This is a genomic window from Corynebacterium afermentans subsp. lipophilum (assembly GCF_030408375.1).
Classification (GTDB): Bacteria; Actinomycetota; Actinomycetes; order Mycobacteriales; family Mycobacteriaceae; genus Corynebacterium; species Corynebacterium lipophilum.
The window spans coordinates 910308-934463 of the sequence record NZ_CP046530.1 but is presented as its reverse complement, the minus strand read 5'-3'; the positions used below and the strand labels follow the sequence as shown (position 1 = coordinate 934463).

The following is a 24156-nucleotide window of genomic DNA, read 5'->3' as shown; positions in this document are numbered from 1 at the left end:
TCCTAGCCGATGGGCGCAATCTTTAGCTCGTCCATGGAGTACGTGCGCGCCGCGGCGACACGGTCGAAGCGTTGCGGGAAACAGGTCAATACCAGCACCTGCGAGGTCTTCCCTACCTGGGAAAACAGCGAGTTCATGCGGGCGAGACGCTCCGGGTCGGTGGCGCCGAGGGCGTCGTCGACCACCACGGGCACCGGCGTTGTCTCGCCGGAGGCGGTGACCAGGTCTGCGATGGCGAAGCGGGTGAGGATGGCCAGCTGCTCCTTCGTGCCGCCGGAGAGCTGGTCCAGCGGCACGTTCACCCCGTCGACGGTGCGCTCGGTGACGGTGAGGTCGTCGCCGAAGTTGAAGTCCACAGTTGGGCCGAACAGCACGCGGGCGCGGTTGCGGATCGCATCGTTGAACGGCGCGGTGTAGTGGGCGCGGGCGGCGTCACGGTGGGTGTGCATCGTCTCGCGCAGCAGTCGCACGGCGTCGGCGCGGCGCGTGGTGCGGGCCAGTTCGGTCTCCGCGGCGTCGAGCTCCGCGGCCGCGCGGTCAGCTTTCTCGGCGGCGCCGGCGGCGATCTCGATGCGGCCGGTCAGCTCGGTGATGCGGTTTCTGGCCTCGGCCTTGCGTTTCTCCAGGTTCTGCAGGCGCGTCTTCGCGCCCTCGAGCATCTGCTGGGCGATCTCCGGGTCGGCGGCTGCGAGTTCAGCGGAAAGCACGTTGTGAGCCTCCTTGGCCTCGCTCTCCTGCTCGCGGGCGGATTCGACGGTGTCCACGAGCTCGGTTTTCGGCGCGGCGGTCTCTGCCCGCTCCAGCTCCTCGGCGGCGTGGCTGGCCTCGGCCTGCTTGGCCTCGAGCTTGGTCTGCACAACAGTCAGCTCGCTGGCGGCGGAGCGGTCCGCGTAAGGCTTGAGTGCGGCGTCGGCGGCATCGACGTCCTTTTCTGCCTTATCCAGTGCCTTTTGGGCGTCCTTCACTGCCAGCTCCGCGGCCTGCTCGGTGTCGGGGAGCTCGGCGGTGTCGATCGCCTCGGTGAGCTCTTCGATCTGGGTGGACAGGCGGTCACGCTCCGCAGCGAGCTCGTCGGCGCCGGTGCCGGCGAGCGCGTCGTCGCGGCGCTGGCGGGCGGATTTCACCTCCGCGTCGTGGGCCTTGCACGCGTCGCGGGCGGCTCGGGCCTCGTCGACGTCTGCGCAGCCGAGCTTGGACAGCAAGCTAGCAAGGCTGTCCTCGGCCTTCTCCACAGCACGGCGGGGGTCTTCTGCGCCTTGCGCAGCGCGGAAGACAACGTCGAAGTCGTCGAGGGTGAGGCGCGTGCCCTCGTAGACGGCGACCAACTCGGTGCCGTCTACTTCAACGCTCTCGCCGTCGACCTGGATAGTTTTGCCCTCGGCGGTGATCTCCAATTTGGCGGAGGCCGCCTCGCGCAGGCGGCGCTGCAACGTCAGTTCGCTTTCGGCCTTCTCCAGCTTGCGCACGTCCGCGTCCGTGACCTGCAGAGCGGGGGCGTTTTTGAGCAAGGTTGCGTAGGCCTGCTCAGCTTCTCCGATGAGGGAGAGTTGGTCGGTGACGACCGTGAGGCGTCGAGAAGCACGCACGTGATCGCGGACGTTTTCGGTGCCGCGCAGGGTGGTGCGGGCGGCGGCGAGGCGGGTTTTCGCATCCTCGACCTGCTGGGTTAGCTCCGTGACCTTCTCGCGCTCCGCGTCGCGCGCCTCCTGCGCCGGAGCGAGCGCGGCCTGCAATTCCTTCTCCTCCTCGCGCAGCGCGGCGACGCGCTCGGTCAGCGCGGTGCGTTCGGCGAGGTCCTGCTCGGCGCGCTTTCTGGCGACGGTGGCGCGATCGAACTGCTCGGCCGCGGTCTTAGCCTGTAAAGCGAGCTGGCTGGCCTGGGCGAACTCGGCCTCGCGCTCGGCGAGCTCGTCGTGGGCCTGCGGCAGCTCCGTGTCCACCGCGCGGATTTCGTCTTCGCGGCGGGCCACCTCGTCGACAAATGTGGCGAGCTGCTGCACCTCGGCCTCGGCGGCGCGCAGGGTTTCGCGGGCGGTGTCCACCGCGTCGGTTTTCGTGGTGATGGAGGCTTTGGGTTTCGGCGGGGTCGCGGCAGTCCAGTAGCGGGCGTACTCCGCCTCGATGGCGGCCATGAGCTCGGTGTCTTCCTCGCCCGAGCGCTCCGAGCCGTCTTCCGCGTCGAGCGCCTGCGAGATGGACGGGATGCCGGCTGCGGCGATGCCCGGATCCAGCTCTTCTTGGCGCAGGAACAAGGTCTTGGCCAGGCTGGTGTCCATCTGCTCGGCGATGATGCGCGCGAGCTCGTCGTCCGCCTGGCGTCCAGTGAAGTTCTTGTGCACCGGCGAGAGGATCTCCAACTCTGAGAGCTTGCCCTTCAACCAGCGCTTGTGAATTGTAAAGGTCGTTTGCCCCACCGTCGCGGTCATGGTGACCTCGGGCGAGGCGTCGCGGCCGACCGGGGCGAAGATCTTGATCTTCTTGCCGCCGGCTGAATGGCGCTCCTGCAGCACGGTGTTGATGGCGTCCAGGATGGTGGACTTGCCGGCCTCGTTTGGGCCGTGGATGACAATCACGCCGGTATCCGGCAGGTCGCGCAACTCCAGGTGCTCGACGGCGCGGAAGTTGTCGATGACAAGGTCGTGGATGCGCATGGTCTAGCTCACCTCCTTGGACAGGCGAAACAGCAGGTTCACGGCGTCGCGGGCGGTGGCGTTGTCCCCGGCCGCCTGGCCGATCAGCTCACGCATGGCACCCTCGGCGAAGCCGGTCAACGGCAGGTTCTCCATCTCTTCGTCGTCAGGCTCGAGGTGCAGGCTCATCAGCCGCTCGCGCGGGTACAGCGCCGCAAAGACCGGCTCTAACTCGGCGAGTTCGCGCTCGAGAGTGCGCGTGTCCTCCAGCCCGAGCGTGCCGGATAACGCGTACTTGATCACGGTGCGGTCCTTTTCCGGGTAAGCCTTCAGCTCCTCGATCACCTCGGCCACATCCTCACTGCTGGCTACCTCCCAGAAGCGGGCCTCGAACGTCCAGGCACCGACCGGGACCTTCTCCACCGAGACGTCGGCGCGCCCGGCGTCCTTGTTCACGGTGACCACCAGCGCATTGCCGGAATCCACCTCGCCGCCGGCCACGCCTGGGGTGCGGTCGAAGTAATCCGTGGTTTCCGGCGCGCCGGAGTACCAGATCCGCTCCGAAGCGGTCAGCGCCGCGGTGGAGTGAGTATCCCCGAGGGCGACGTAATCGATCGTGCCCTGGTCGATGGCGTTGTCGAGCGAAGCAACGTCGATAAGCGAATGCGCATCTTCCTCCCCGAAGCCCTCCACGGCGCCGTGGCCGACGAGAATGCGGACCGCCTCCGTCGGTGCCAGGTCGCGGACTGCCTTGGCGCACAGGTCCTCCGAGGCATGCTTCGTCAGCAGCGGGGCGCCCACCACCTCGACGCCCTCGCGCACGACCACCGGCTCAGAGTCCGTGAGCACCGTGACACCCTCGATGCCCTCTGTGCGCTGAAAGATGCTGTCCGCCACGAGGGGGTCGTGGTTGCCGGGCAGGAGGTAGACCGGCACGGGCAGTTTGCGCAGCGCCTCGAGCGCGCGGCCGAGTGTGGTGGGCTCGAGCGAGTTGTGCTCGAACACGTCGCCGGCGACCACGATGAACTCGGCGCCGCGCTCCGTTGCTATCTCCCCCAAGCGGGTGACGGCGCGGAGCCGTGCGTCGTCGAAACGCGACTGCGCCTCGGGCGACAAGAATTTTCGGCGCATGCCTAACTGCAGGTCGGAGGTGTGGATGAAGGTGGTGTGCGTCATGTCTTATACACCTACCATTGCGGCCGACACCCAAGCACGAACATTCGAACACATGATCTAACGGGTGAGCTCGTCGTAGAGATCCTCAATGTCCGCCACCGCGCGCAACTGGTCGATGTTGGTAAACGACACAGTTTGCATCGCGCGGTGGAGCAGGTCGATGTCCGAATCATCGATCATCGGCGCCACCTTCGGACGCGGCAGCTCAGGCAACTGACGGCCGGACCAGAAGTAGTCGGAGCCGGGCTCGGCGTTCTCCTTGGCCAAGTCCTCCGCCTGATTGCGCTTGCGGTTCTCCAGCTCCTCCAGGCGCAGCCCGCGCATGGTGAAAATGACGCTCGGGTCTTTGTCTATGAGTTCCGCGGTGCGCTGCGCCACGGCGACGGCGTGCTTGCACACGTCTGCGCTATCCGGGCAGTCGCAGTAGAAGGTGACCTCCTGCGGCGTTTTGCACAGCAGGATCTCCAGCACTTCCTCGTCCAACGTGCCAGCCTTCGCCGCGGCGATCGAGCCCGGCGCGCGCACGATCGCGCCGGTGGCGCGGCGGATCTCCTCGGCGTCGCGCTGCGGCAAGTACATGGCCACGCGGAACGGGTCGTTCTGGCTGCCCACCACCTCCGCGCGCACGCCGTGGGACACCGGGTGCAGCTCCACCACCTGTCCCCGAGCGGCGTACTCCGCGCCGCGCTTCGCCCGGCCCACGTCGGTCTGGCGCACCGCGGCGTTGAAGATGAGCATTGCCGCAGGCGACAGCGACTGCGGACGGAACGCGGTGACGTCAGCGCCACCGGTTTCGGCCGCGCTGGAGACTCGTTTGCGGGCGCCGAAGTTGGCGTAGATGACGTTGTCTTCCCGCGGACGCTTCTTCTCAGTCATTTTGCCCCCTGTAGCTGATCAATTGGGCGAGCTCCTCGGTGCCCAGCTCGGTGATCCAGCCCTCGCCCTGGCCCACAACGGCGCCGGCGAGCTGGGTCTTGCCGTCCAGAATGTCCTGGATGGACTCCTCCATCGTGCCGCGGGTGATGATCTTGTACACCGTGACGTTCTTCTCCTGCCCGATGCGGAACGCGCGGTCCGTGGCCTGGTTTTCCACCGCCGGGTTCCACCAGCGGTCCAAGTGGATGACCATGGATGCCGCGGTCAAGTTCAAACCGGTGCCGCCGGCCTTCAGGCTGAGGATCATCGCGCGGGGCCCGTCCGGCTGCTGGAAGCGCTCCACCATCGCGTCGCGCGCGGATTTGCCCACGCCGCCGTGGAGGAACGGCACGTCCTCGCCCAGGCGCTCCGAAAGGTAGGGCTTCAAGATGTCGCCGAACGCCTTGTACTGCGTGAAAATCAGCACACGCTGCTCGGACGCGGCGGCTTCCTCCAGAAGCTCCATGAGTTTTTCCACCTTGCCGGAGCGGTGGTGGCCTTTGTCGGTGACCGCGGAGCCGTCGCCAAGAAAGTGCGCCGGGTGGTTGCACACCTGCTTGATGCGGGTGATCGTGGCCAGCACGAGCCCCTTGCGTGCCATGCCCTTGCGCTCCTGAAGCTCTGCCTGCGTGCTGTCCACCAGCGCCTTGTACAGCGCGGCTTGCTCCGGGGTCATGTCCACGGCGATGACGTGCTCGGCCTTGTCCGGCAGGTCCGAAATGATCGCCGTGTCCGTTTTCAGGCGGCGCAGGATAAACGGCGCGGTGAGGCGCTGCAGCCGCTCCCCCATCTCGTCCGCTAGCTCAGGATCCCTGCGCGACTCGATGGCTTTGGCGAAGTGGTTGCGGAAGAAACTCTGCGATCCCAGCATGCCCGGGTTGACAAAATCCAGGATGCTGCGCAGCTCAAAGAGCTTGTTTTCAATCGGCGTGCCGGTCAGGGCGATGCGGTGGCGTGCGGGAATCGCACGGACGCTTTTCGACGACTGCGTGCCCGCGTTCTTGATCGCCTGCGCCTCGTCCAACACCACGTGATCCCACTGCACCGCCGCCAGATCCTTGGCGTCGCGCGCGGCGGTGCCGTAGGACGTGATGACGATGTCGGAGTTGTCGGCTGCCTCAAACAGATCGTCGCCCTTGAGCCTGCCCGCGCCGTGGTGGACGCGCACGCGCATGCCCGGCACGAAGCGGGCCGCCTCGCGCGCCCAGTTGTTCACCACCGACGTCGGGGCGACGATCAGCGACGGGCCGCGCCGCGTGCCCTCCGCCTGTTCCACCGCGAGCAGGGTGAGCATTTGCAGGGTCTTGCCCAGGCCCATGTCGTCCGCAAGCACCGCCCCCAAGTTGTTGCGGGACATAAAGTACAGCCAGTCCACGCCGCGGCGCTGGTACTCGCGCAGCTCGGCGTTGACGGTGTCGGGGATGTCCACCCGCTCCGGCGCCGGGCGGTCCGTGCCGCCGACCAGCGAGGTAAACCAGCGCGAGCCGGTGAACTCGATCGGGCTGTCCGCGCCCGCCTCCAGCGCGAGCTGGCGCAGCTCCGCGGCGGAGACCACGCCCTCGCCCTCGGCGGCCTTGAGCCGCTCGTACTCCGCCTGCGCCTCATCGGCGATGCGCTGCAGCTCCTCAGCGTCATCGGAGCCGGCGGCCTGGGCGATTCGGGCGCGCTTGATGGCGGCCTCCGCCTCACTCATGGCGGTTTCCAGGGAGGTGTCGTGCAGCTTCTCCAGGTACTTCGCGGTCTTGGCCACCTCGCGGCTATCCGCCAGGACCCACTCGCCGCGGAGCTTGATCAGGCCGGACTTGGATTTGACCAGCTGCGCCATCTCTTCGTCCGAAAGCTCCACGCCGCCGACGGACAGCCGCCAGTCGTACTTGACCAGGGTGTCGAAGCCCATCATGGTCACGGTGGAGGAATCGTGCGGGTCCTGGTGCTCGCTGACTTTCAGCTTCGAGGCCGTCTCCGCAGTCGCCCACGCGCGAGGCAAAAGCACCACGAAGCCGTTCGCCCGAAGGTACGACGCGCTCTCGCGGACGAACTTCACAATTTCGTCGCCGTTCAAATACAGGTCCCAGTCGCCCGCGTTCGGGTCGAAGCCGTGGTCCACCGCGGAACGGAACCGGCCGTACTTCGCCGGATCCACCAGCGAGGTCAACTCGATTGCATGGTCGAGCTGACCGCGCAACACGTCCGCCGTATTCGAGTCGTAATCCCCCAGCCGCACTGGCCGCGGCGAATCCGAGCTCGAGCGCACCTGCACACGCACCGGCCACAGCGTGTCCGGGCCCGACTCCTCCGCCTCGCTCGGCGACTCCACGATGAACACCAGCTGCAGGTTCACCGCCGTGATCGTGCCGTTCCAATCCCCTATCTGCCGGGCCAGCACCGCCCCGCCGCGGCGCAACGGCATGCTGTAGAGCAGCGACTTCACAAAATCGTGCCACGGGTACGGCCTGGTCGGCGCCTTCGCCGCCGCGCCCTGCAAGCGTGCCGACGCGATCCAGTGCGTGAACGTCTGCGCACAATCCTCGCTCAAGTTCGCGTTGTTCACCGTGAGCACGCCCGGCGAGGCGGCGATCATCTCCGCCAGCCAGCTGCGCTCCTCTAAACCGGTGCCCAGCTGCCACTGCGCGTACCACAGTCCGTCGTGGTACGGCACGTTGATGCTCACGCGTCCCGCGCGCACGAACTGGGTCAGGCCCCTATACATGCGCAGGATCCAGTACATGTCCGGCGCCACCGCCTCGCGCTGGGCAGGCGTGGCCGCCGGCGACTCCTCGTCCAGGTGCGACAGGCTGTCCAAAAAGCGCACCGCGTCCTCGGGCGCAAACTGAGCCAACGGCGCTTTCAAGCGGACGTGGCGGCCCTTCGGGGTTTGCAGGATGAGGGTATGGAAGTGGTGGAACCTTTGGCCGTCCAAAAGCGAATGCACGATCGGCGGAAACGTGCCGGGCGGCACGTCATCCATGGTCACAATCCGGTGGCCCTGTACGCGCTCAACCCACACCGAAAGCCCGGACTCGGGGAGCCACAGGCCATGGAGAAGGTATTCAGGCATACCCACCCTTATACCACCGACACCGACATCGCCCGCGCCGAGCGTTCGAACGCATTTCTTCAGCGCCCACTCAGCAAATTTTGCAGATCAGGACAGAATGGCGAAAGGATGCGTTACAGTGTTGCGGAACTGTGACCGACATCTACAAAGACGCAAGGGAGTGCACATGTCCGATAGTTTCTGGCTAGTGCTTGCCATCGTCCTGTATTTCGGGGTGATGGTCGCCATCGGGTTCTACTCGTGGCGCAAGACAACAAAATACGACGACTACGTCCTCGGCGACCGCGGCCTCGGCCCACTCGTCGCCGGTATTTCCGCAGGCGCCTCGGACATGTCCGGCTGGCTGCTCATGGGCCTGCCCGGCGCCCTGTTCGTCGCCGGTATGAGTGAGCTGTGGATCGTCATCGGCCTGTTCATCGGCACCTGGGCCAACTGGAAGTGGATCGCGCCGAGGCTGCGCGGCTACACCGAAGTGGCCAAGAACTCGATCACGCTGCCCAGCTTCTTCGAGAACCGCACGCACGACACCTCGCGCGTGCTGCGCTTCACCTCCGCCGTGATCATCATCTTCTTCTTCACCTTCTACGTCTCCTCCGGCATGGTCTCCGGCGGCCGCTACTACGAATCCACCTTCGGCGGCGAATACATTCACGGCGTGCTCATCGTCGGCTCCATCACGGTGCTCTACACCTTCATCGGCGGCTTCCTCGCCGTGAGCTACACCGACGTGGTGCAGGGCGGCCTGATGTTCCTCGCCCTGATCACCGTGCCCATCATGGCGCTGATGTCCTTGGACAACCCGTCCGACATCTTCTCCTGGGCCACCTCCAACCCCTACGGCCCCTGGGAAGACGGCAACCCGAACTACTTCAACGTCGTCGCCGGCGTGTCCGCGGGCACCATCATCGGCAACATCGCCTGGGGTCTGGGCTACTTCGGCCAGCCCCACATCATCACCCGTTTCATGGCGCTGCGCTCCCCGTCTGAGGCGAAGGCAGCCCGCCGCACCGGCACCATCTGGGTGGCCATCTGCTACCTCGGCGGCATCTTCACCGCGATGGTGGCAACGGTCTACTTCGGCCAGAAGTCCGCGTCCGTGACCGACCAGTCCGGTTACGAGACCGTCTTCCTGGACCTGGCGCGCATCATGTTCCACCCGCTGATCGCCGGCATCGTGCTCACCGCCGTGCTCGCCGCGATCATGTCCACCATGTCCTCCCAGCTGCTGGTCACCTCGTCGGCGCTCATCGAGGACATCTACCGCATCTTCAAGAAGAACCCGAACAACACCACCCTGCTCGTGCTCTCCCGCGCCATGGTCATCGGCGTGGCCCTGATTGGCATGCTGCTGGCGCTGAACCCGTCCGACACCATCCTCGGCCTCGTCGGCTTCGCGTGGGCCGGCTTCGGCTCCGCGTTCGGACCCGTGGTGGTGGCGTCGCTGTACTGGAAGCGCCTCACCTCCCAGGGCGCGATCGCCGGCATGATCGTCGGCGCCGTGACCTCGTTTGTCTGGGGCTCCGTGGACGCGCTGTCCGGCATCATCTACGAGATCGTCCCGGGCGTCATCCTGGCCACCCTGGCCATGGTCATCGTCTCCCTGGCCACCCGCCCGAAGGAGGGTGTGGCAGAAGAGTTCGACACCGCCGCAGCCGCCACCGACTACGCCCTCTCCCACCCGGACGAGGACTTCTCCGCAGCGCTGCGGAACCGCGGAGGCTCCACCGCAGTCTAAGAAGGTATGCGCCGATACCTTCTTATCCTGTCCGCCCTCACTGTTCTGGTGGTGCCGTTTCCCACGGGGCAATTGCCTATCGACGTCCCAACGGTGCCCCACCGCACCACCATCCTCGGCTACGACAGAGCCGAGTTCGGCCCCGGCTGGGCCGCCGGCGCCCGCGGCTGCGACACCCGCGCCACGGTGATGGCTGCCGCATTTGACGCCGATTGCGCCCAGCCCTGGCCGCAGTGGGATGGTCCCCGAGTTGTAGACCCCTACACCGGGGATTTTCTTCTGCCGCACGATGTGGAAATCGACCACATCCTGCCCGTCTCCGCCGCGTGGGACCTAGGCGCCCACCGCTGGGACGACGCCACGCGGGAGCGCTACTACAACGACCCGCGCAACCTCGTCGCCGTGTCTTCCGCGGCTAACCAGGCCAAAGGCGACAAACTCCCGTCCGAATGGATGCCCACGGATAGACGCTCGCGCTGTGCGTATGGGCGCCGGATGGTGGACGTCGCAAAGCACTATGCTCTGCCGCTGCCCCAAGCTGACCTGCGGGCCGTGCGGCGCGCATGCTCCGGCGTCGCCGGGCTGCTCTCGCGCAGTGAGCTGTGAGGATTTTCCAACCATGCCGTAAGGTGTTGCCCCATGACTACATTCCTCATCTTCCTGCACGTTGCCGCAGCCATCCTGCTGCTCGGCCCCGTTGTTGTGTCGACTTCCATGTTCCCGCGCCAGGCCGCGGAATCCCGCGCCGGCGGCGAGGAGGCCACCGGCCGCGCGTCAGTGCTCTACCGCATCACCAAGACCTACGGCATGCTCTCCCTGCTCGTACCGCTGCTCGGCGCCGCCGTGCTCGCTTTCGACTGGGAGGCATACAAGTCCAACTACTGGTTCCACACTGCCATCGTGCTCTCCGTGATCGCCTGGGCCATCCTGCTGGCCATGGTCATCCCGCAGCAGCGCAAGATGATGGGCACCCTCGGCGCACTGCCGGCCGCCGACGCCGACCCGTCCGATGTGACCGAAAACTTTGAAAAGTCCAAGGCGAAGGCAACCGCCGGCGCCGGCATCTTCAACCTGCTGTGGATGCTCACCCTGATCCTGATGTTCCTGCCCACCCCGGCGTAAGGAGCGCGGGGGTTCCCGCTAGATCCAGCTACCAAGGCCCAGCTATTCCCGATTTTTCGGCGAATAGCTGGGCCTTTCTAGCTGGGCTAGTTCCGGCCCGCGCCCGGGATCCTGGATGGCACCCCCGCACAGACCCTGGGATCCAAAGCCTGGGAATGGCCAAAATCGGCACGATCCCAGGCTTTGGATCCCAGGGTTTGTGCGTCTGAGGTGATCTGGGGGTGGTGTGGTCCTGCCCGCTACGTGTACCGCAGCGCGGGGGTGCCGCCGAGGCCCAGTCCGGCAACCACGCGGAAGACGCCGTCCACCGCCTTCCTCAGCACCTCCGCCACCGGCCCGGTCAGCCCGGGGAACAGCGCGTTTTGCCCCCACACACCGACGAGGCGGGCTTCGGGGACGGCGGGGCCGTCGTGGGGCGCGATGCCGATGACGTAGTCCCCGCCGCGCAAAAACGGAAGCGGGTTGGAGGTCCACATGCTGGAGACCACGCCGACGAAGCCGCGGCCGGGGACCCACATCGGCCCGCCGGAGTCGCCGGGATGGCTCAGCGGCGCTGCGGCGAAGAAGGTGCCATCGGCGGAGCCAGAGAAGCGCCCGCAGGTCTGCGCGCTGCGGGTGCGGGAGAAGTAGCAGACGGTCTCGCCGAGGCGCACGTCACCAGCGTGGACCCACGCGTCGCCGGAGAACCGGTTGCCGCCGACGTCCACGCCCGGGTCCCATTGGATGGCGGCCCAGTCGTTGCTCAGGTGGCCGTCGTAGGCCTTGGAGCGAAACAGCGTGCCGGTGGCCCCGCCTGCGTTGACTCGGGTGCCTTCGGCTCCGCAGTGCGCGGCCACGAGGCTGCGATGGCGGGCGGGCTCGTTGAAGCCGATGGTGCAGGTGCCGGTGCCGTCGACAAGCACGGGCGCGCCTTGTTCCACGCGCTGCTGCGCGTCGGCGGGTGCGGCTTGCATCCCCAGCGCGACGGCCGCTGTCAGAAGTGCTCGGGAAATACGGTGCGTGCGCTGGGAGGACATGCGCATTAACCTAGCACCACCGCCAAGCCACGCCCCCTGGGGGTTAATCCCAGCGGCCGCCTCTGTCGTCGCGGCCACGGCCACGTCCGCCGCGGTAACCGCCACGGTCGTCGCGTCCGCGCCCGCCGCGGTAGCCTCCCCGGCCGCCGCGGCCGCGGCCACGCCCGCCGCGATCACGCGGGGGTGCGCCGTGGTCGCGCTGGATGTTGATCAGCTGGCCGGAGATGCGGGTGTCCACCAGGCGGTCCAGCACGGCCTGGTCCAGGTTCTTCGGCAACTCCACCAGGGTGAAGTCGCCGCCGATGGTGATGCGGCCGAAGTCCTTGGAGTTCAGCCCGCCCTCGTTGGCCAGCGCACCGACGATCGCACCCGGGCGGACGTGCTGGCGCTTGCCCACGTCCAGGCGGTAGGTGTCGAAGTTGCCGCTGTCGTCGAAGCGGCGGCCGCGGCCCCGATCCCCGCGATCGTCGCGGTCGAAGCGGTCGCGTCCGCGCCCGCGGCGGTCGTCGCGGTCGAAGCGGTCGCGGTCGCGTCGGTCGCGCTTGTCGCGCGGCGGCTCCTTCATCAGGAACTCGTCGCCGGCCAGGGCCTGGGTGGCCAGGGCGGCGGCGATGTCGTCCATAGGCACGTTGTTCGCGGCGGAGTACTCGCGCACCATGGTCTTGAAGATCTGCAGGTCGGTGGCTTCGAGCGACTCGGTGATGGAGTCCATGAACTTGGCCTTGCGCGACTCGTTGACCTCATCCACGGTGGGCAGGTCCATCTCTTCGATGGTCGCGTTGGTCACGCGCTCGATGGAGCGCAGCATACGGCGCTCGCGCGGGGTGACAAACAGAATCGCCTCGCCGGAACGCCCCGCACGCCCGGTGCGGCCGATGCGGTGGACGTAGGACTCCGTGTCGTTGGGGATGTCGTAGTTGAGCACGTGCGAGATGCGCTCGACGTCCAGGCCGCGGGCGGCGACGTCGGTGGCCACGAGGATGTCCAGGCGTCCGTCGCGCAGCTGGTCCACGGTGCGCTCGCGCTGCTGCTGGGCGATGTCGCCGTTGATGGCGGCGGCGGAGAACCCGCGGGCGCGCAGTTTTTCAGCCAGCTCCTCGGTCTCATTCTTGGTGCGCACGAACACGATCATCGCCTCGAACTCGGTCACCTCGAGGATGCGGGTGATTGCGTCGAGCTTGTTGCGGTGCGCCGTGAACAGGTAGCGCTGCGTGATGTTGGTGTTGGTGCGCGTCTCCGACTTGACGGTGACCTCTTCCGGGTCGTTCAAGTAGTCGCGGGAGATGCGGCGGATCGCGTTCGGCATCGTCGCCGAGAACAGCGCCACCTGCTTGGAGTCCGGGGTGTCTTCCAGGATGCGCTCGACGTCTTCCTGGAAGCCCATGTTGAGCATCTCGTCGGCCTCGTCCAGAACGAGGAAGTCCAGGTTGGAGATGTCCAGTGACCCCTTCTCCAAGTGGTCGATGACTCGTCCCGGGGTGCCCACGATGACCTGGGCGCCGCGGCGCAGCCCGGACAGCTGGATGCCGTAGGCCTGGCCGCCGTAGATCGGCAGGATGCTCACGCCGCCGATGTGGTCGGCGAAGCTCTGGAAGGAGTCGGAGACCTGCAGCGCCAGCTCACGCGTCGGCGCGAGCACCAGCGCCTGCGGGTAGCGCTTCTCCGGGTCGATCTGGGACAGCACCGGCAGCGCGAACGCCGCGGTCTTGCCGGTACCCGTCTGCGCGAGGCCGACCACGTCGCGGCCGTCCATAAGCAGCGGGATGGTCTGCGCCTGGATCGGCGACGGCTGCTCAAAGCCGACGCGCTTGACCGCCTCGATGACCTGGTCGGGCAGGCCGAGGGTTTCGAAGCCGTTCTCGAGCTTCTTGGGCTCGGCGGCGGGTTCGGCCGAAGGCTCGTCGTTAAGCTTCAGCACATCATTGTCGTTTTCAATGGCCACGGTGTCCGCGGCGCCGGTCTCCTCAGAAACCCCCGCATCCCTGGTGTCCTCTACTACGGCCTCAACGATCTCGGCCGCGACATCCTGCGGGTTGTTCTGATTTTCCGACTCATTCATGTCCGGCCCATTCTCGCCGCCGGTGGCGTTTTCGGAAATGCTCATCGTGGGCTCAGCGTACGCCATTGTGCGCCGTTGCAGTGATTTACCGTTTCCGCACTGCGATCTGTTTTACATCGATCTATGATGCGTAATGCAAATCACATCGCCTATCGACGTCACCTCTGCCCCACCCCTCGAAGGAGCCCCGACGATGGACCCCAACTCCGCAGCACGCAAGGCCCACGACCGCCGCACCGCCACCCTCGCCGTCCTTGCCGCGTCTGCGTTGGCGATGGCGGCCTGCGGCTCGTCCGAAAGCACTGAAGAAAGCCCAGTAGAAAGCCCTGTAGATAGCACTGCGGACGAGCCCAGCGCGCTCAATGACCAAGGCCAGATCGACTTGGATGCGCTCACGGAGGTGCCCGCCGAGGACTTCTTGGACCACGACGCGTACTTGTTTACCTTCCCCGGCACCGGGAGTAACGGATGCACGGTGCCGCTCGACCCAACCGACATGGACGCGCTGATCCCGTTCGGCTGCGACGCCATCCACGTAGGTACTCGCGCTCGCATGACTCTCGAATACGGCACGGTCTTCGGTTTCTCGGGTAACGAATCCAGAAAGATCGAGCTGACCTCGGACACGAATGAGCTCAAACCCGGCGAGAAAGTCAACGCCAGCGGATTCATCCTGGCTAGGCCGACCGAGGACACTGTTCTGGTCAAACGCGGCGCCAACGCCGTGGTGATCAAGAATTCGGAGCCCTACCCGTTTAGCCCCGTGGTGGACTACCAGCGCATTGGCAAGAAGACCCCCATCCCCTACCTCGCCGGGGACAGCTTGGACAACATCGACCTCAGCTCGGCGGAGGAAGGCACAATCTGCGGCATATCCAAGCCGCAGGAGAACCGCCAGCTTGTGGCGGTGGCCACCCAAAAGGGCACCGACTGCAACAGCGTGAACGAAGCCATACGTCAGTACTTTGCGCTGGATGAGCAGCAGCTTGGCGACGAGCACTCGCCCGACGCCTGGACCTCCCCCGACGGCTGGCGCTGCGACGTTGACTACTTCCCCCGGTTCCACGTGGACTTCCCTGACGGCGACTTCACCCACTGCCTCCACGAAGACGTCGGTGGCGTAGTGATGGTCCCGGTGACTTTGGGCTCGGCGGAGGACAGCTCGTCCGGGTAACCCGGGCCGTCCCAGTAACCCGGGCCGCCCCAGTTGCCCGCGCCGTACCAAACCGGCTACCTACATCCGGCTAGTCCCCGATTTTCCGCCTGGTAACCGGTTCTAGGTAACCGGTTTACGTCCGCACCAAGGAGCTACGCATCATGACCTGAACCACAGTGCAAACATGCCTGTGATTTAGGATTCCACCATGACTTCTCCCCTCGCGCTGACCCTGCTCGGCCTGGCCATCATCGCGGTCACGGTCGGGCTTTTGCTTAAAGGCAAGACCCACCCGATCGTCGCAATGACGCTCATCCCCATCGTCGGTGCTGTACTAACTGGCGCCGGCGTCGCCGAGATCTCCGACTTCTATACGGACGGCCTGGATCGAGTGATGAACGTTGTGGTGATGTTCATCTTCGCCATCATCTACTTCGGAATTCTCTCCGATGTCGGGCTGTTTGAACCAGTGATCAAGGCGCTGATCAAGGCCACGCGCGGCACGCCACTATTGGTCACACTGGGCACGGCCGCCATCGCCATCGTCGCCCACCTGGACGGCTCCGGCTCCACGACGTTTCTGCTCACCATCCCGGCGTTGCTCCCGCTGTACGAGGCGATGCGAATGTCTCGTTACGTGCTGCTGACTATCGTTGCGCTGTCCGCATCCGTGATGAACATGCTGCCGTGGGGAGGTCCCGTCGGCCGCGCCAGCTCAGTCATCGGCCCGTCACCGAACGAGATCTGGGCCCACCTGCTTCCGGTTCAGGGCGTCGCCATTGTGCTCGTATTCATCGTCGCCGCCATTTTCGGCGTGGTGGAAGGCCGCCGCGCATCCGCCGCAGGCCCGGACGCGGGCACCGTAGACGTCAACGCCGTCGCCGAGGACTTCTCTAACCTCCAGCAGGAGGAACGCGCCAAGTTGGAGTTCACGCAGCGCAGCGGCTCCTGGGGGGCGTGGGCGAACGCGCTGATCACTATCGCGCTGATCGGCGTCCTCGTGTCCGGCCTCGCATCTCCAGCACCGGCGTTTCTTGTCGGCACTGCGCTGCTGCTGGTGATCAACTTTGCCCAGCTCGAGGATCAAACCGACGTGTTGCGCCGCCACGCGCCCACCGCGTTGTCCATGGCCGGCGTCATTCTCGCCGCGGCGATGTTCCTGGGCATCCTCGACGGCACTGGCATGCTCGAGCAGATCGCGCTGTCGCTCATCGCCATCTTGCCGGAGGCAGTCGGCCCGTACATCCACATCATCGTCGGCCTTTTGGGTGTACCGCTGGACCTGGCGACCTCCACGGACGCCTACTACTTCTCTGTCCTTCCGATCGTGCAGCAGACCGCCGAGGCGTTCGGTGTATCCGGCATGGGCGCCGCGTCCGCGATGATCGTGGGCAACGTCATCGGCACCTTCGTCAGCCCGTTCTCCCCCGCGCTGTGGCTTGCGCTCGGTCTCGCCCGTGGCGAAATGGGCAAGTACATTCGCCTCGCGTTCCCGGTGTGCTGGGCGTTCTCGGTCCTGCTCGTTCTCGGGTCCTGGACATTCGGCGTGTTCGCGTAGTGCTTAGCGCATTGTGGCCAATAGTTTCCACAATCCGCTGCGAAGGCACCACCCACCGTGCTACGGTCATCCACATGATCAACAGCACCGCATTTGCAACCTCGGCCACGGCCGAGCGTTCTGCGATGCTGAATACCCAGCCGGCCCACCTGCATCATCATCCGTAGCGCGGTGTCGGCCGACTCCAGCCCCCTGCGCTAACAGCCTCTGCTGCTCAACGCGCAGGGGGTTTCTTGTTGGCACGGGCAACACCTCAAGGCTTATGTCGTTCGCGCCGCGCCCCCGGACCCGTCCGCGAAGCAATGCACTCGCCTATCGACGGCCAACCGGGACGCCGCCGCCCAGCTTCGGGCACACCTGAATCCCATTCCCCGCGCCTCCGATTCGCGCATTGCTTCCCGAAAGAGCACAGTTATGTCTGTTATGACAGCACCATCAGAGACCACCTCGAAGCCCAAACCGAAACGCCCCGGCCTGAACGCCCGCCACATCCACTTCATCGCGCTCGGCTCCGCCATCGGTACCGGCCTGTTCTACGGCTCCGCAGGCGCTATCCAGGCGGCCGGCCCGTCCGTGCTGCTGGTGTACCTGCTTGGCGGCGCGGTGGTGTACTTCATGCTCCGCGCGCTCGGCGAGATGAGCGTGCGCAACCCGGTGCGCGGCTCCTTCGCCGTGTACTGCCGCAAGTACCTGGGCGGCTGGGGCGGCTACATCACTGGCTGGATGTTCGCCTTCGAGATGATGATCGTGTGTCTGGCGGACTTAACCGCCATTACGATCTATATGAAGTTCTGGTTCCCGACAACACCCGCGTGGGTTTGGATTACGGTCACGCTCCTGATCATTAGCGCGGCGAACCTGGCTGCCGTCCGGCTCTTCGGCGAATTAGAGTTCCTGCTCACGCTGATCAAGGTCGGCGCTGTGATAGCCATGATCGTGGGCGGCGCCGCCATCCTCGCATTTAACCTCGGTTCGCAGCCCGAAACGATGGGCGTGAGCAACCTCTGGAATGATGGCGGTTTCTTCGCAAATGGCATTTCAGGCATGGCGGCATCATTCATTCTCGTGCTGTTCGCATTCGGCGGCACCGAAATCATCGGCGTCGCTGGCACCGAGGCCGAGAACCCGGACCGCTCCATCCCCAAGGCGGTGAACACCGTCCCGGCGCGCATCCTGATTTTCTACGTGCTGTCCATTCTGATCATCTTGATGATCAACCCGTGGCGCACCATCGACGGTGAGGACTCCCCCTTCGTCCAGATCTTCGACACTCTTGGTGTCAGCTGGGCGGCAGCGCTTCTCAATGTTGTGGTGCTGAGTGCGTCGCTGTCCGCCATCAACGCCGACCTGTTCGGCACTGGCCGCGTGCTCGCGGGTTTGGCCAAGGAGAAGCTGGCGCCGCGGGCGATGGCGAAGACCTACCGCGATGTGCCCGTGATGACGGTGGTCATGCTGATCATCGCTCTCATCGTCGGTGTCTTCCTGAACCAGCGTTACCCCGACATCTTTGAAACCGTCGCAGCGCTGGCCACCTTCGCCACCATCTTTGTGTGGTTGATGATCCTCCTCGCACACATTGCTTCTCGACGCAACATCTCCCCCGCCGAGGAGCAGAACCTGAAGTTCCCGGTGCCGCTTTGGCCGTACGGGCAATGGTTCTCCGTCGCGTTCATCCTGTTCACCTTTGGCACGATGGTGTGGATGGAGGAGTTCCACACTGCACTCATCGTCGGTGTCGCGTTCCTGATCTTGATGACGATCCTCTACTTCGTCACCGGTCGCCCGCAGGCGATTGCGGAGGATGAGGTCGAGTACGACGCGAAATAGATCCCGAAACAACTAAAACCCAGCGCTGCGTCAGCGGCGCTGGGTTTTCCTCTTACTGCTCCTGTCTCACCCTGATTGCTTCGCCGTGGGCTGGCAACCTTTCAGCGTCCGCAAGCGTGACCACTGCGTCGGCCACCTCCTCTAGCGCATCCGCGGAGTACTCCACCACGTTGACCGGTTTGAGGAAGGTGTGGGTGCTCAGCCCTGGTGCGAAACTCGCCGTGCCAGATGTCGGCAACACGTGGTTCGATCCGGCGGAGTAGTCGCCGAGCGGCACAGGGGTATACGGGCCGACGAAGATCGCGCCGGCATTGGCAACCTGAGACACAACCTCGCGCGCGTTTTCGGTGTGGATTTCCAGGTGTTCCGGTGCGTACGCGTTGGTGATGGTGACGGCGGACCGGAGGTCGTCGACAAGCAGAATGCCCGATTGCGGTCCCTGCAGCGCTTCGCGCACGCGCTCCGCGTTCAGAGTGACGTGGTAGCGGTCCGTGATCTCGCGGTTAACGGCCTCTGCAAGCGCTGGCGAATCGGTAATCAGAATCGATGCGGCTTGTTCATCGTGCTCAGCTTGGGAGATGAGGTCGTACGCCAAGTACACCGGGTCGGCGGAGCCGTCAGCGATGATCGCGATCTCGCTTGGTCCTGCTTCAGCGTCGATGCCCACCACGCCATTGACCACGCGTTTCGCCGCGGCGACGAAGACGTTTCCGGGGCCTGTGACCATGTCCACCGGCTCCAGGTCCTCATCGCCAAAAGCGAGCAGCGCGACTGCCTGGGCGCCGCCGACCGCCCACACCTCCTCGATCCCCAAGAGCGCACACGCTGCGAGGATTGTCGGGTGCGGCCAACCGCCAAAGTCAGCCTGCGGCGGCGAGCACACCACCATCGATCCGACGCCAGCCTCTTGCGCGGGAATCGCGTTCATGAGCACGCTCGAGGGATACACGGCCTTCCCGCCCGGGACATACAGCCCTACGCGCTGTACGGGGCGAAACACCTCCGTCACAGTGGCTCCCGGTGCTAGCTCGGTGGTGTGCTCAGCGGGTTTCTGGTCCGCATGTACAGCACGGATGCGCGCGATTGAGGTCTCGAGCGCCGCGCGCACGTCCGCGTCCAGTCCGTCCACGGCCTCCGCTAATATCTGCGCGGGCACACGGACAGAGACCGGGCGCACGCCGTCGAAACGCTCACCGTACTCCAGCGCCGCCTGGGCGCCGCGCTCCCGCACCGCGTCCACGATGGGAGTCACCTGCGACACCACCGCGTTCACGTCCGCGCCTGCGCGAGGCAGCACTTTCCGGAGTTCGCGCACTGACAACGCGCGGCCTCTGAGATCAGTCACAGACAGCATGTCGCTCCCCTTCAGTCCTTGGGATTTCTTTCCTGAATGGTATCCACGTCACGCTGCCGCCGAGGCCGTTTTCGCCCAACCCCACCGCGCACCATCCCCAATGGTCTGACAAACTTGGTCGCATGACCGTGACTCATGGCAACAAGATCGTCCTTATCGGCGCCGGCGCTGTCGGCACCGCCTTCGCATACGCAATTGTCAACCAGGGCCTGGCGGACCACCTGGCCATCATCGACCTCAACGAGGACCTCGTCTGGGCCCAGGTTGAGGACCTCAACCACGCCATCCCGTTCTCGGGCCACCACATGGACGTCACGGTGGGCACCTACGAGGACTGCCGCGACGCCGCCCTGGTGGTCAACTGCGCGGGCGTGGCACAGCGCGACGGCGAGACCCGCATCGACCTGATCGCCCGCAACGCCAAGATTTTCCAGTCCATAAACTCCGAGGTCATGGCCAACGGCTTCAACGGCATCTACGTCGTTGCCACCAACCCCGTGGATGTGCTGTCCTACATCACCTGGAAGCAGACCGGACTGCCGTCGAACCAGGTCATCGGCTCCGGCACCGTGCTGGACACCGCCCGCTGGCGTCACAACCTGGGTGTTCACTTCGACATCGCCCCGTCCGCTGTGCACACCCACATCATCGGCGAGCACGGCGACACCGAGCTGCCCGTGTTCTCCTCCGGCTCCGTCGGTGGCGTGCCGCTGCGCGCCATGCTGGAGACCGAGGCGAAGACCAACCCGGACATCTACACCCAGATGGACGAGATGTTCATCCGCACCCGCGACGCCGCCTACGACATCATCAAACGCAAGGGCAACACCGCGTTCGGCATCGGCAACGCGCTCGCCCGCATCACGCGCGCGATCCTGCGCAACGAGGACGTGGTCCTGCCCGTCTCCGCGCTACTCGAAGGCGAGTACGGGCTCGAGGACCTCTACATCGGCACCCCCACCGTCCTCAACCGCAGCGGCGTACGGAACGTTGTCGAGCTGCGCCTCGACTCCGACGAGTTGGAGAAGTTCCGCCACTCCGCCAAAGCCTTGCGCGAGGTCATCGACCACGCCGAGTTCTAGGAGCCTTTGCTTATCGACGGCAGCTTCGCCCGGCTGCCGTTTAGTATGGCTACATGGCCAGAAACATCGATGTGGTTGGAGCAGTGATCCTCGACGGCGACCTTGTGTTTGCCGCACAGCGGGGGCCGGGCCGATCGATGAGTGGGCTGTGGGAGTTCCCCGGCGGAAAGATCGAACCCGGGGAGACTCCGGAGCAGGCTCTGAAGCGCGAGCTCGTCGAGGAGCTCAGTGTTGAGGTTGAAGTTTTGGACCGGATTGTGACGAGCCGGCACGAAACGAACTCAGCAGTTATCAGCCTCACCACGTATTACTGCACGCTTTCCTCCGGTACTCCAAAGCTCTCTGAGCATCAAGAGATCCGTTGGGTCCCGAGGTCGGAGCTTCATGAGCTGGAGTGGGCACCGGCTGACATCGAAACTGTAGAACGAGTACAGCAGCAGTAATGGAGTCATCGCTTTCCTCGCTGCAACGCGATCTTGAATACGGTTTCATCGACGAAGCCGTCCTTGCTAACAAGCAGGAGAATCCCGAGCTCATCACCAACGGCGACTCGAACACCATGTACGAGGCGCTCAAAAACGAGCTTGAGTTTGCTGATAGCTACGTTTTCTCAGTGGCTTTCGTGACTGTCGGCGGTCTCGGCGCACTCAAACAACAGCTCGTGGAGTTTCAGGGCAAGGGGACGATCATCACGTCTTCGTACCAAGACTTCAATGAGCCCGCTGCTCTGCGCGAATTATTGACTTTGGAAAACGTCGATGTCTACGTGATGTCGGAATACGCCCACCATGCCAAGGGCTACATTTTCAACCACGGTGACCACGTCACTGCGCTCGTAGGCAGCTCGAATCTCACACGATACGCACTGATGGAAAACCATGAGTGGAACATCCGAGTTTCCTCACACAGAAACGGCAACATAGCGGCCCAGCTCCAAAGCGGAGTGGAGAGGCACCTCGACAAAGCGGTTCCACTTACCGAGGACTGGATCAAGGATTACGAAAAGAAGCGGGCCAAGCGCACAATCGTCTTCACCGAAACTCAACCGCTTGAGGTATCACCGGAGAGCGAAAAGATCCTTCCAAACCTGATGCAGGTCGAAGCACTCGAGCAGTTGCAGAGCGTGGTCGACTCCGGCGAGAAACGCGCGTTGATCATTTCTGCAACCGGTACGGGAAAAACCATCCTTGCAGCGTTGGCTACCCGACAGATGAAGCCCGCAAAAACGCTATTCATCGTTCACCGCGAACAGATTTTGAAGAAGGCGGCTCAAGAGTTCGCCAGAGTGTTAGAAGTCGACGACACACAAATCGGGTTCTTCGTGGGAGCACGACGAGAACTGGACAAACAGTTGGTGTTTGCTACGGTTCAATCCCTTTCACGGAAAGAGAATCTGGCGGCGATCTCTCCGCTTCAATTCGACCTCATCATCGTCGATGAAGTTCACCGTTCTGGCGCCGAGTCGTATCAGTCGATCTTGAACCACTTCCGCCCAAACTTCACGCTGGGTTTGACAGCTACCCCAGAGCGAACGGATGGGTTTAATGTCTTTGAGCTCTTCGGATATAACGTCCCATACGAGATCCGTCTGGAAGGCGCCCTTGAAAATCGGATGCTCGTCCCCTTCGACTACTACGGCATCGCAGATTACGAATCGGCCCAAGGATCGATCGGAGACAAGTCGAAGCTCAAGGACCTCGTTGCGAACGATCGCGTCGAGCACATCGTCGATGCACTACAGAAATACTCATTCGCAGAAGGCACAAAGGGCCTTGTGTTCTGCAGTAGTAACGAAGAATCTCGATTTCTTGCGGAAGCTCTCTCCTCTCGGATCGTCCACGGCCGTCCGCTGAGAACGCGGAGTCTTTCGGGAGCCGACACGATTGAAGAACGAGAGTCCGTTGTCGCTCAACTGGAAGATGGCGAACTCGATTACATCTTCACGGTGGACATTTTTAATGAAGGCATCGACATTCCCTCGGTCAATGTCATTGTCTTGCTCCGCAGCACTGAGTCGTCGATTATCTTCACGCAACAGCTTGGTCGCGGGCTGCGAAAAGCCGCCGAAAAACACTCGCTGCGCGTCATTGATTTCATCGGAAACTACGCGAACAACTACCTCATTGCGGTTGCGCTGACCGGCAACAAAACCGGCCATAAACCTAAGATCCTCGATGACGTCAACGACCCCCGTCCTAAAGCCGGTGCCTCCACAGTGAGCTTCGACAGGGTTTCCGCGGCACGAGTTATCGAATCTCTGCAAAAAGCGCGCATCACGGGAGTGAAGGCGAAGCGTGAGGCAATCGCGGAACTGAAGTATCGGCTCGGCCGCATTCCCAAGCTTGTGGACTTTATCTATCACGAATCCATGGATCCGTCCGTGCTGTGCGCAACCGACCAACACACGCGAAATTACTGGTCACTCTTGCACAAACTGAAGGAAGTTAATTCGGCCCCGTCCCAAGAGGAAGACGGATTCATCTCCCTCATCGCAGCGGAACTTCTCAACGGAAAACGCCCGCAGGAACTCCTCCTTCTTTCCGAGCTCGTGCACCGGGGTCCCCAGGGGACGCTGACTGATACCGAGTTCAGGATCACGATTCAGAAATACGCTCCGGAACTTGATTCCTCTTCCGACCTCATGCGATCGGTAGAGCTTGTTTTGAACTTGGAATGGTTCACGGATGCTGCCGCCAAACGCTACGGAGGCAACCCCATCGCTGTCCGACAAGGCGATGAGTTCCGACTCGGTGAGCGTTTTTCGGAGTTATATTTCTCCTACGATGACCAGCACCCAAACCCAGAGGTGAGCTTCCGCTCGCACGTCGATGACCTCATCGAGACTGGCCTACTTGTAAACCGGCGACAGTACCGCCAAAGCGACATGTTCGTCCGGGGAAAGACGTACACCCGAAAGGACGCAGCTCGGCTCCTTAACTGGCCGCGCAACAGGGAATCCACAATTTACGGGTATGCGGTGGACTCAAACACCAATACTTGCCCAATCTTTGTCACGTACCACAAGGACGCCGATGTCTTGGCGAGCCACCGGTACGAAGACACATTCATCGACCAATCCACGATGCAGTGGTTCTCCAAGAACAACCGCACACTCAAGAGCAACGAACTCCAGCCAATTATGGATGGATCCGCGGACCTCCATCTCTTTGTGAAGCGAGAAGACGCAGACGGCTTGGAGTTTTACTACCTCGGGCAGGCTGCCGTCACGAATGCTGAAGAGCGCCACATGCCGGGTAACAAAGATGAGTTGCTCGACGTGGTGGTCATGAACCTGGCACTGGACGAACCTGTCCCCGCCCCGCTGTACAAGGCGCTCACCACCAACAAACGTTCGAGCATCCAGGATCCTACTGCGGACGACCAGAAGGCGGAGCTCCACCGTGCACCTGGGCACATGGTTAAGCAGGATAAAAACGGTAGGCCTCAATTGCCGAGTTAGAGCGCGGG

At 64.0% G+C, this 24156-nt stretch carries 16 protein-coding genes; 9 read left to right on the top strand and 7 right to left on the bottom strand.

The features are described from left to right. Window positions 1–2 precede the first annotated feature (2 nt). The 4 genes from CAFEL_RS04495 to CAFEL_RS04480 are packed head-to-tail and all read right to left on the bottom strand — an operon-like array spanning window position 3 to window position 7779. A complete protein-coding gene (locus CAFEL_RS04495) occupies window positions 3–2651 on the bottom strand; it encodes an AAA family ATPase (protein ID WP_194560260.1) in 2649 nt (882 codons plus the stop codon). A gap of 3 nt (window positions 2652–2654) precedes the next feature. After that, window positions 2655–3806 carry a metallophosphoesterase family protein gene (locus CAFEL_RS04490; RefSeq protein WP_194560261.1) on the bottom strand — a complete coding sequence of 384 codons (1152 nt, stop codon included), beginning with the start codon at window positions 3804–3806 and terminating at the stop codon, window positions 2655–2657. Between the two features lie 57 nt (window positions 3807–3863). Continuing rightward, on the bottom strand, window positions 3864–4682 hold the full coding sequence (locus CAFEL_RS04485) for an SWIM zinc finger family protein (protein WP_194560262.1): 819 nt from the start codon (window positions 4680–4682) through the stop codon (window positions 3864–3866). Further along, on the bottom strand, window positions 4675–7779 hold the full coding sequence (locus CAFEL_RS04480; protein ID WP_194560263.1) for a DEAD/DEAH box helicase: 3105 nt from the start codon (window positions 7777–7779) through the stop codon (window positions 4675–4677). The genes CAFEL_RS04485 and CAFEL_RS04480 overlap by 8 nt, the downstream gene beginning before the upstream one ends. Before the next feature lie 166 nt (window positions 7780–7945). Here CAFEL_RS04480 and putP point away from each other — a divergent pair, with 166 nt between their 5' ends. The 3 genes from putP to CAFEL_RS04465 are packed head-to-tail and all read left to right on the top strand — an operon-like array spanning window position 7946 to window position 10636. After that, a complete protein-coding gene (gene putP, locus CAFEL_RS04475) occupies window positions 7946–9514 on the top strand; it encodes a sodium/proline symporter PutP (RefSeq protein WP_194560264.1) in 1569 nt (522 codons plus the stop codon). Between the two features lie 6 nt (window positions 9515–9520). Beyond that, window positions 9521–10120, top strand: a complete 600-nt coding sequence (locus CAFEL_RS04470) for an HNH endonuclease family protein (RefSeq protein WP_194560265.1) — start codon at window positions 9521–9523, stop codon at window positions 10118–10120. A 33-nt stretch (window positions 10121–10153) separates the two neighbouring features. Beyond that, window positions 10154–10636 (top strand): DUF2269 domain-containing protein, encoded by a 483-nt coding sequence (locus CAFEL_RS04465; protein ID WP_194560266.1) that lies wholly within the window; start codon window positions 10154–10156, stop codon window positions 10634–10636. Between the two features lie 239 nt (window positions 10637–10875). On the opposite strand, the gene CAFEL_RS04460 is transcribed toward CAFEL_RS04465, so the two are convergent. Together CAFEL_RS04460 and CAFEL_RS04455 are read right to left on the bottom strand one after the other, a co-directional pair. Next, window positions 10876–11652 carry a chymotrypsin family serine protease gene (locus CAFEL_RS04460; RefSeq protein ID WP_194560267.1) on the bottom strand — a complete coding sequence of 259 codons (777 nt, stop codon included), beginning with the start codon at window positions 11650–11652 and terminating at the stop codon, window positions 10876–10878. A gap of 43 nt (window positions 11653–11695) precedes the next feature. Beyond that, complete coding sequence (locus CAFEL_RS04455) at window positions 11696–13756, bottom strand: DEAD/DEAH box helicase (RefSeq protein WP_194560268.1); 2061 nt, start codon at window positions 13754–13756, stop codon at window positions 11696–11698. Between the two features lie 88 nt (window positions 13757–13844). Between CAFEL_RS04455 and CAFEL_RS04450 the strand changes: the two genes are divergently transcribed. The 3 genes from CAFEL_RS04450 (at window position 13845) to CAFEL_RS04440 (ending at window position 18252) form a co-directional block, all read left to right on the top strand. After that, window positions 13845–14885 (top strand): hypothetical protein, encoded by a 1041-nt coding sequence (locus CAFEL_RS04450; RefSeq protein WP_290172287.1) that lies wholly within the window; start codon window positions 13845–13847, stop codon window positions 14883–14885. Window positions 14886–15075: 190 nt separating this feature from the next. Next, window positions 15076–16425, top strand: coding sequence for a CitMHS family transporter (locus CAFEL_RS04445; protein ID WP_194560270.1), 1350 nt, complete (start codon window positions 15076–15078; stop codon window positions 16423–16425). Between the two features lie 414 nt (window positions 16426–16839). After that, window positions 16840–18252, top strand: a complete 1413-nt coding sequence (locus CAFEL_RS04440) for an amino acid permease (RefSeq protein ID WP_435383871.1) — start codon at window positions 16840–16842, stop codon at window positions 18250–18252. Between the two features lie 52 nt (window positions 18253–18304). Here CAFEL_RS04440 and hisD read toward each other — a convergent pair whose 3' ends face one another. Then, on the bottom strand, window positions 18305–19606 hold the full coding sequence (gene hisD / locus CAFEL_RS04435) for a histidinol dehydrogenase (protein ID WP_194560272.1): 1302 nt from the start codon (window positions 19604–19606) through the stop codon (window positions 18305–18307). Between the two features lie 122 nt (window positions 19607–19728). On the opposite strand from hisD, the gene CAFEL_RS04430 reads away from it, so the two are divergent. From CAFEL_RS04430 to CAFEL_RS04420, 3 genes are read left to right on the top strand one after another with little or no spacing between them, the layout of a single operon-like run. Beyond that, window positions 19729–20688, top strand: a complete 960-nt coding sequence (locus tag CAFEL_RS04430; RefSeq protein WP_194560273.1) for an L-lactate dehydrogenase — start codon at window positions 19729–19731, stop codon at window positions 20686–20688. A gap of 53 nt (window positions 20689–20741) precedes the next feature. Next, window positions 20742–21131: a (deoxy)nucleoside triphosphate pyrophosphohydrolase gene (locus CAFEL_RS04425; RefSeq protein WP_194560274.1), complete on the top strand. Its 390-nt coding sequence runs from the start codon at window positions 20742–20744 to the stop codon at window positions 21129–21131. Beyond that, window positions 21131–24148 (top strand): DEAD/DEAH box helicase, encoded by a 3018-nt coding sequence (locus CAFEL_RS04420; protein WP_194560275.1) that lies wholly within the window; start codon window positions 21131–21133, stop codon window positions 24146–24148. The genes CAFEL_RS04425 and CAFEL_RS04420 overlap by 1 nt, the downstream gene beginning before the upstream one ends. Window positions 24149–24156: the final 8 nt, after the last annotated feature.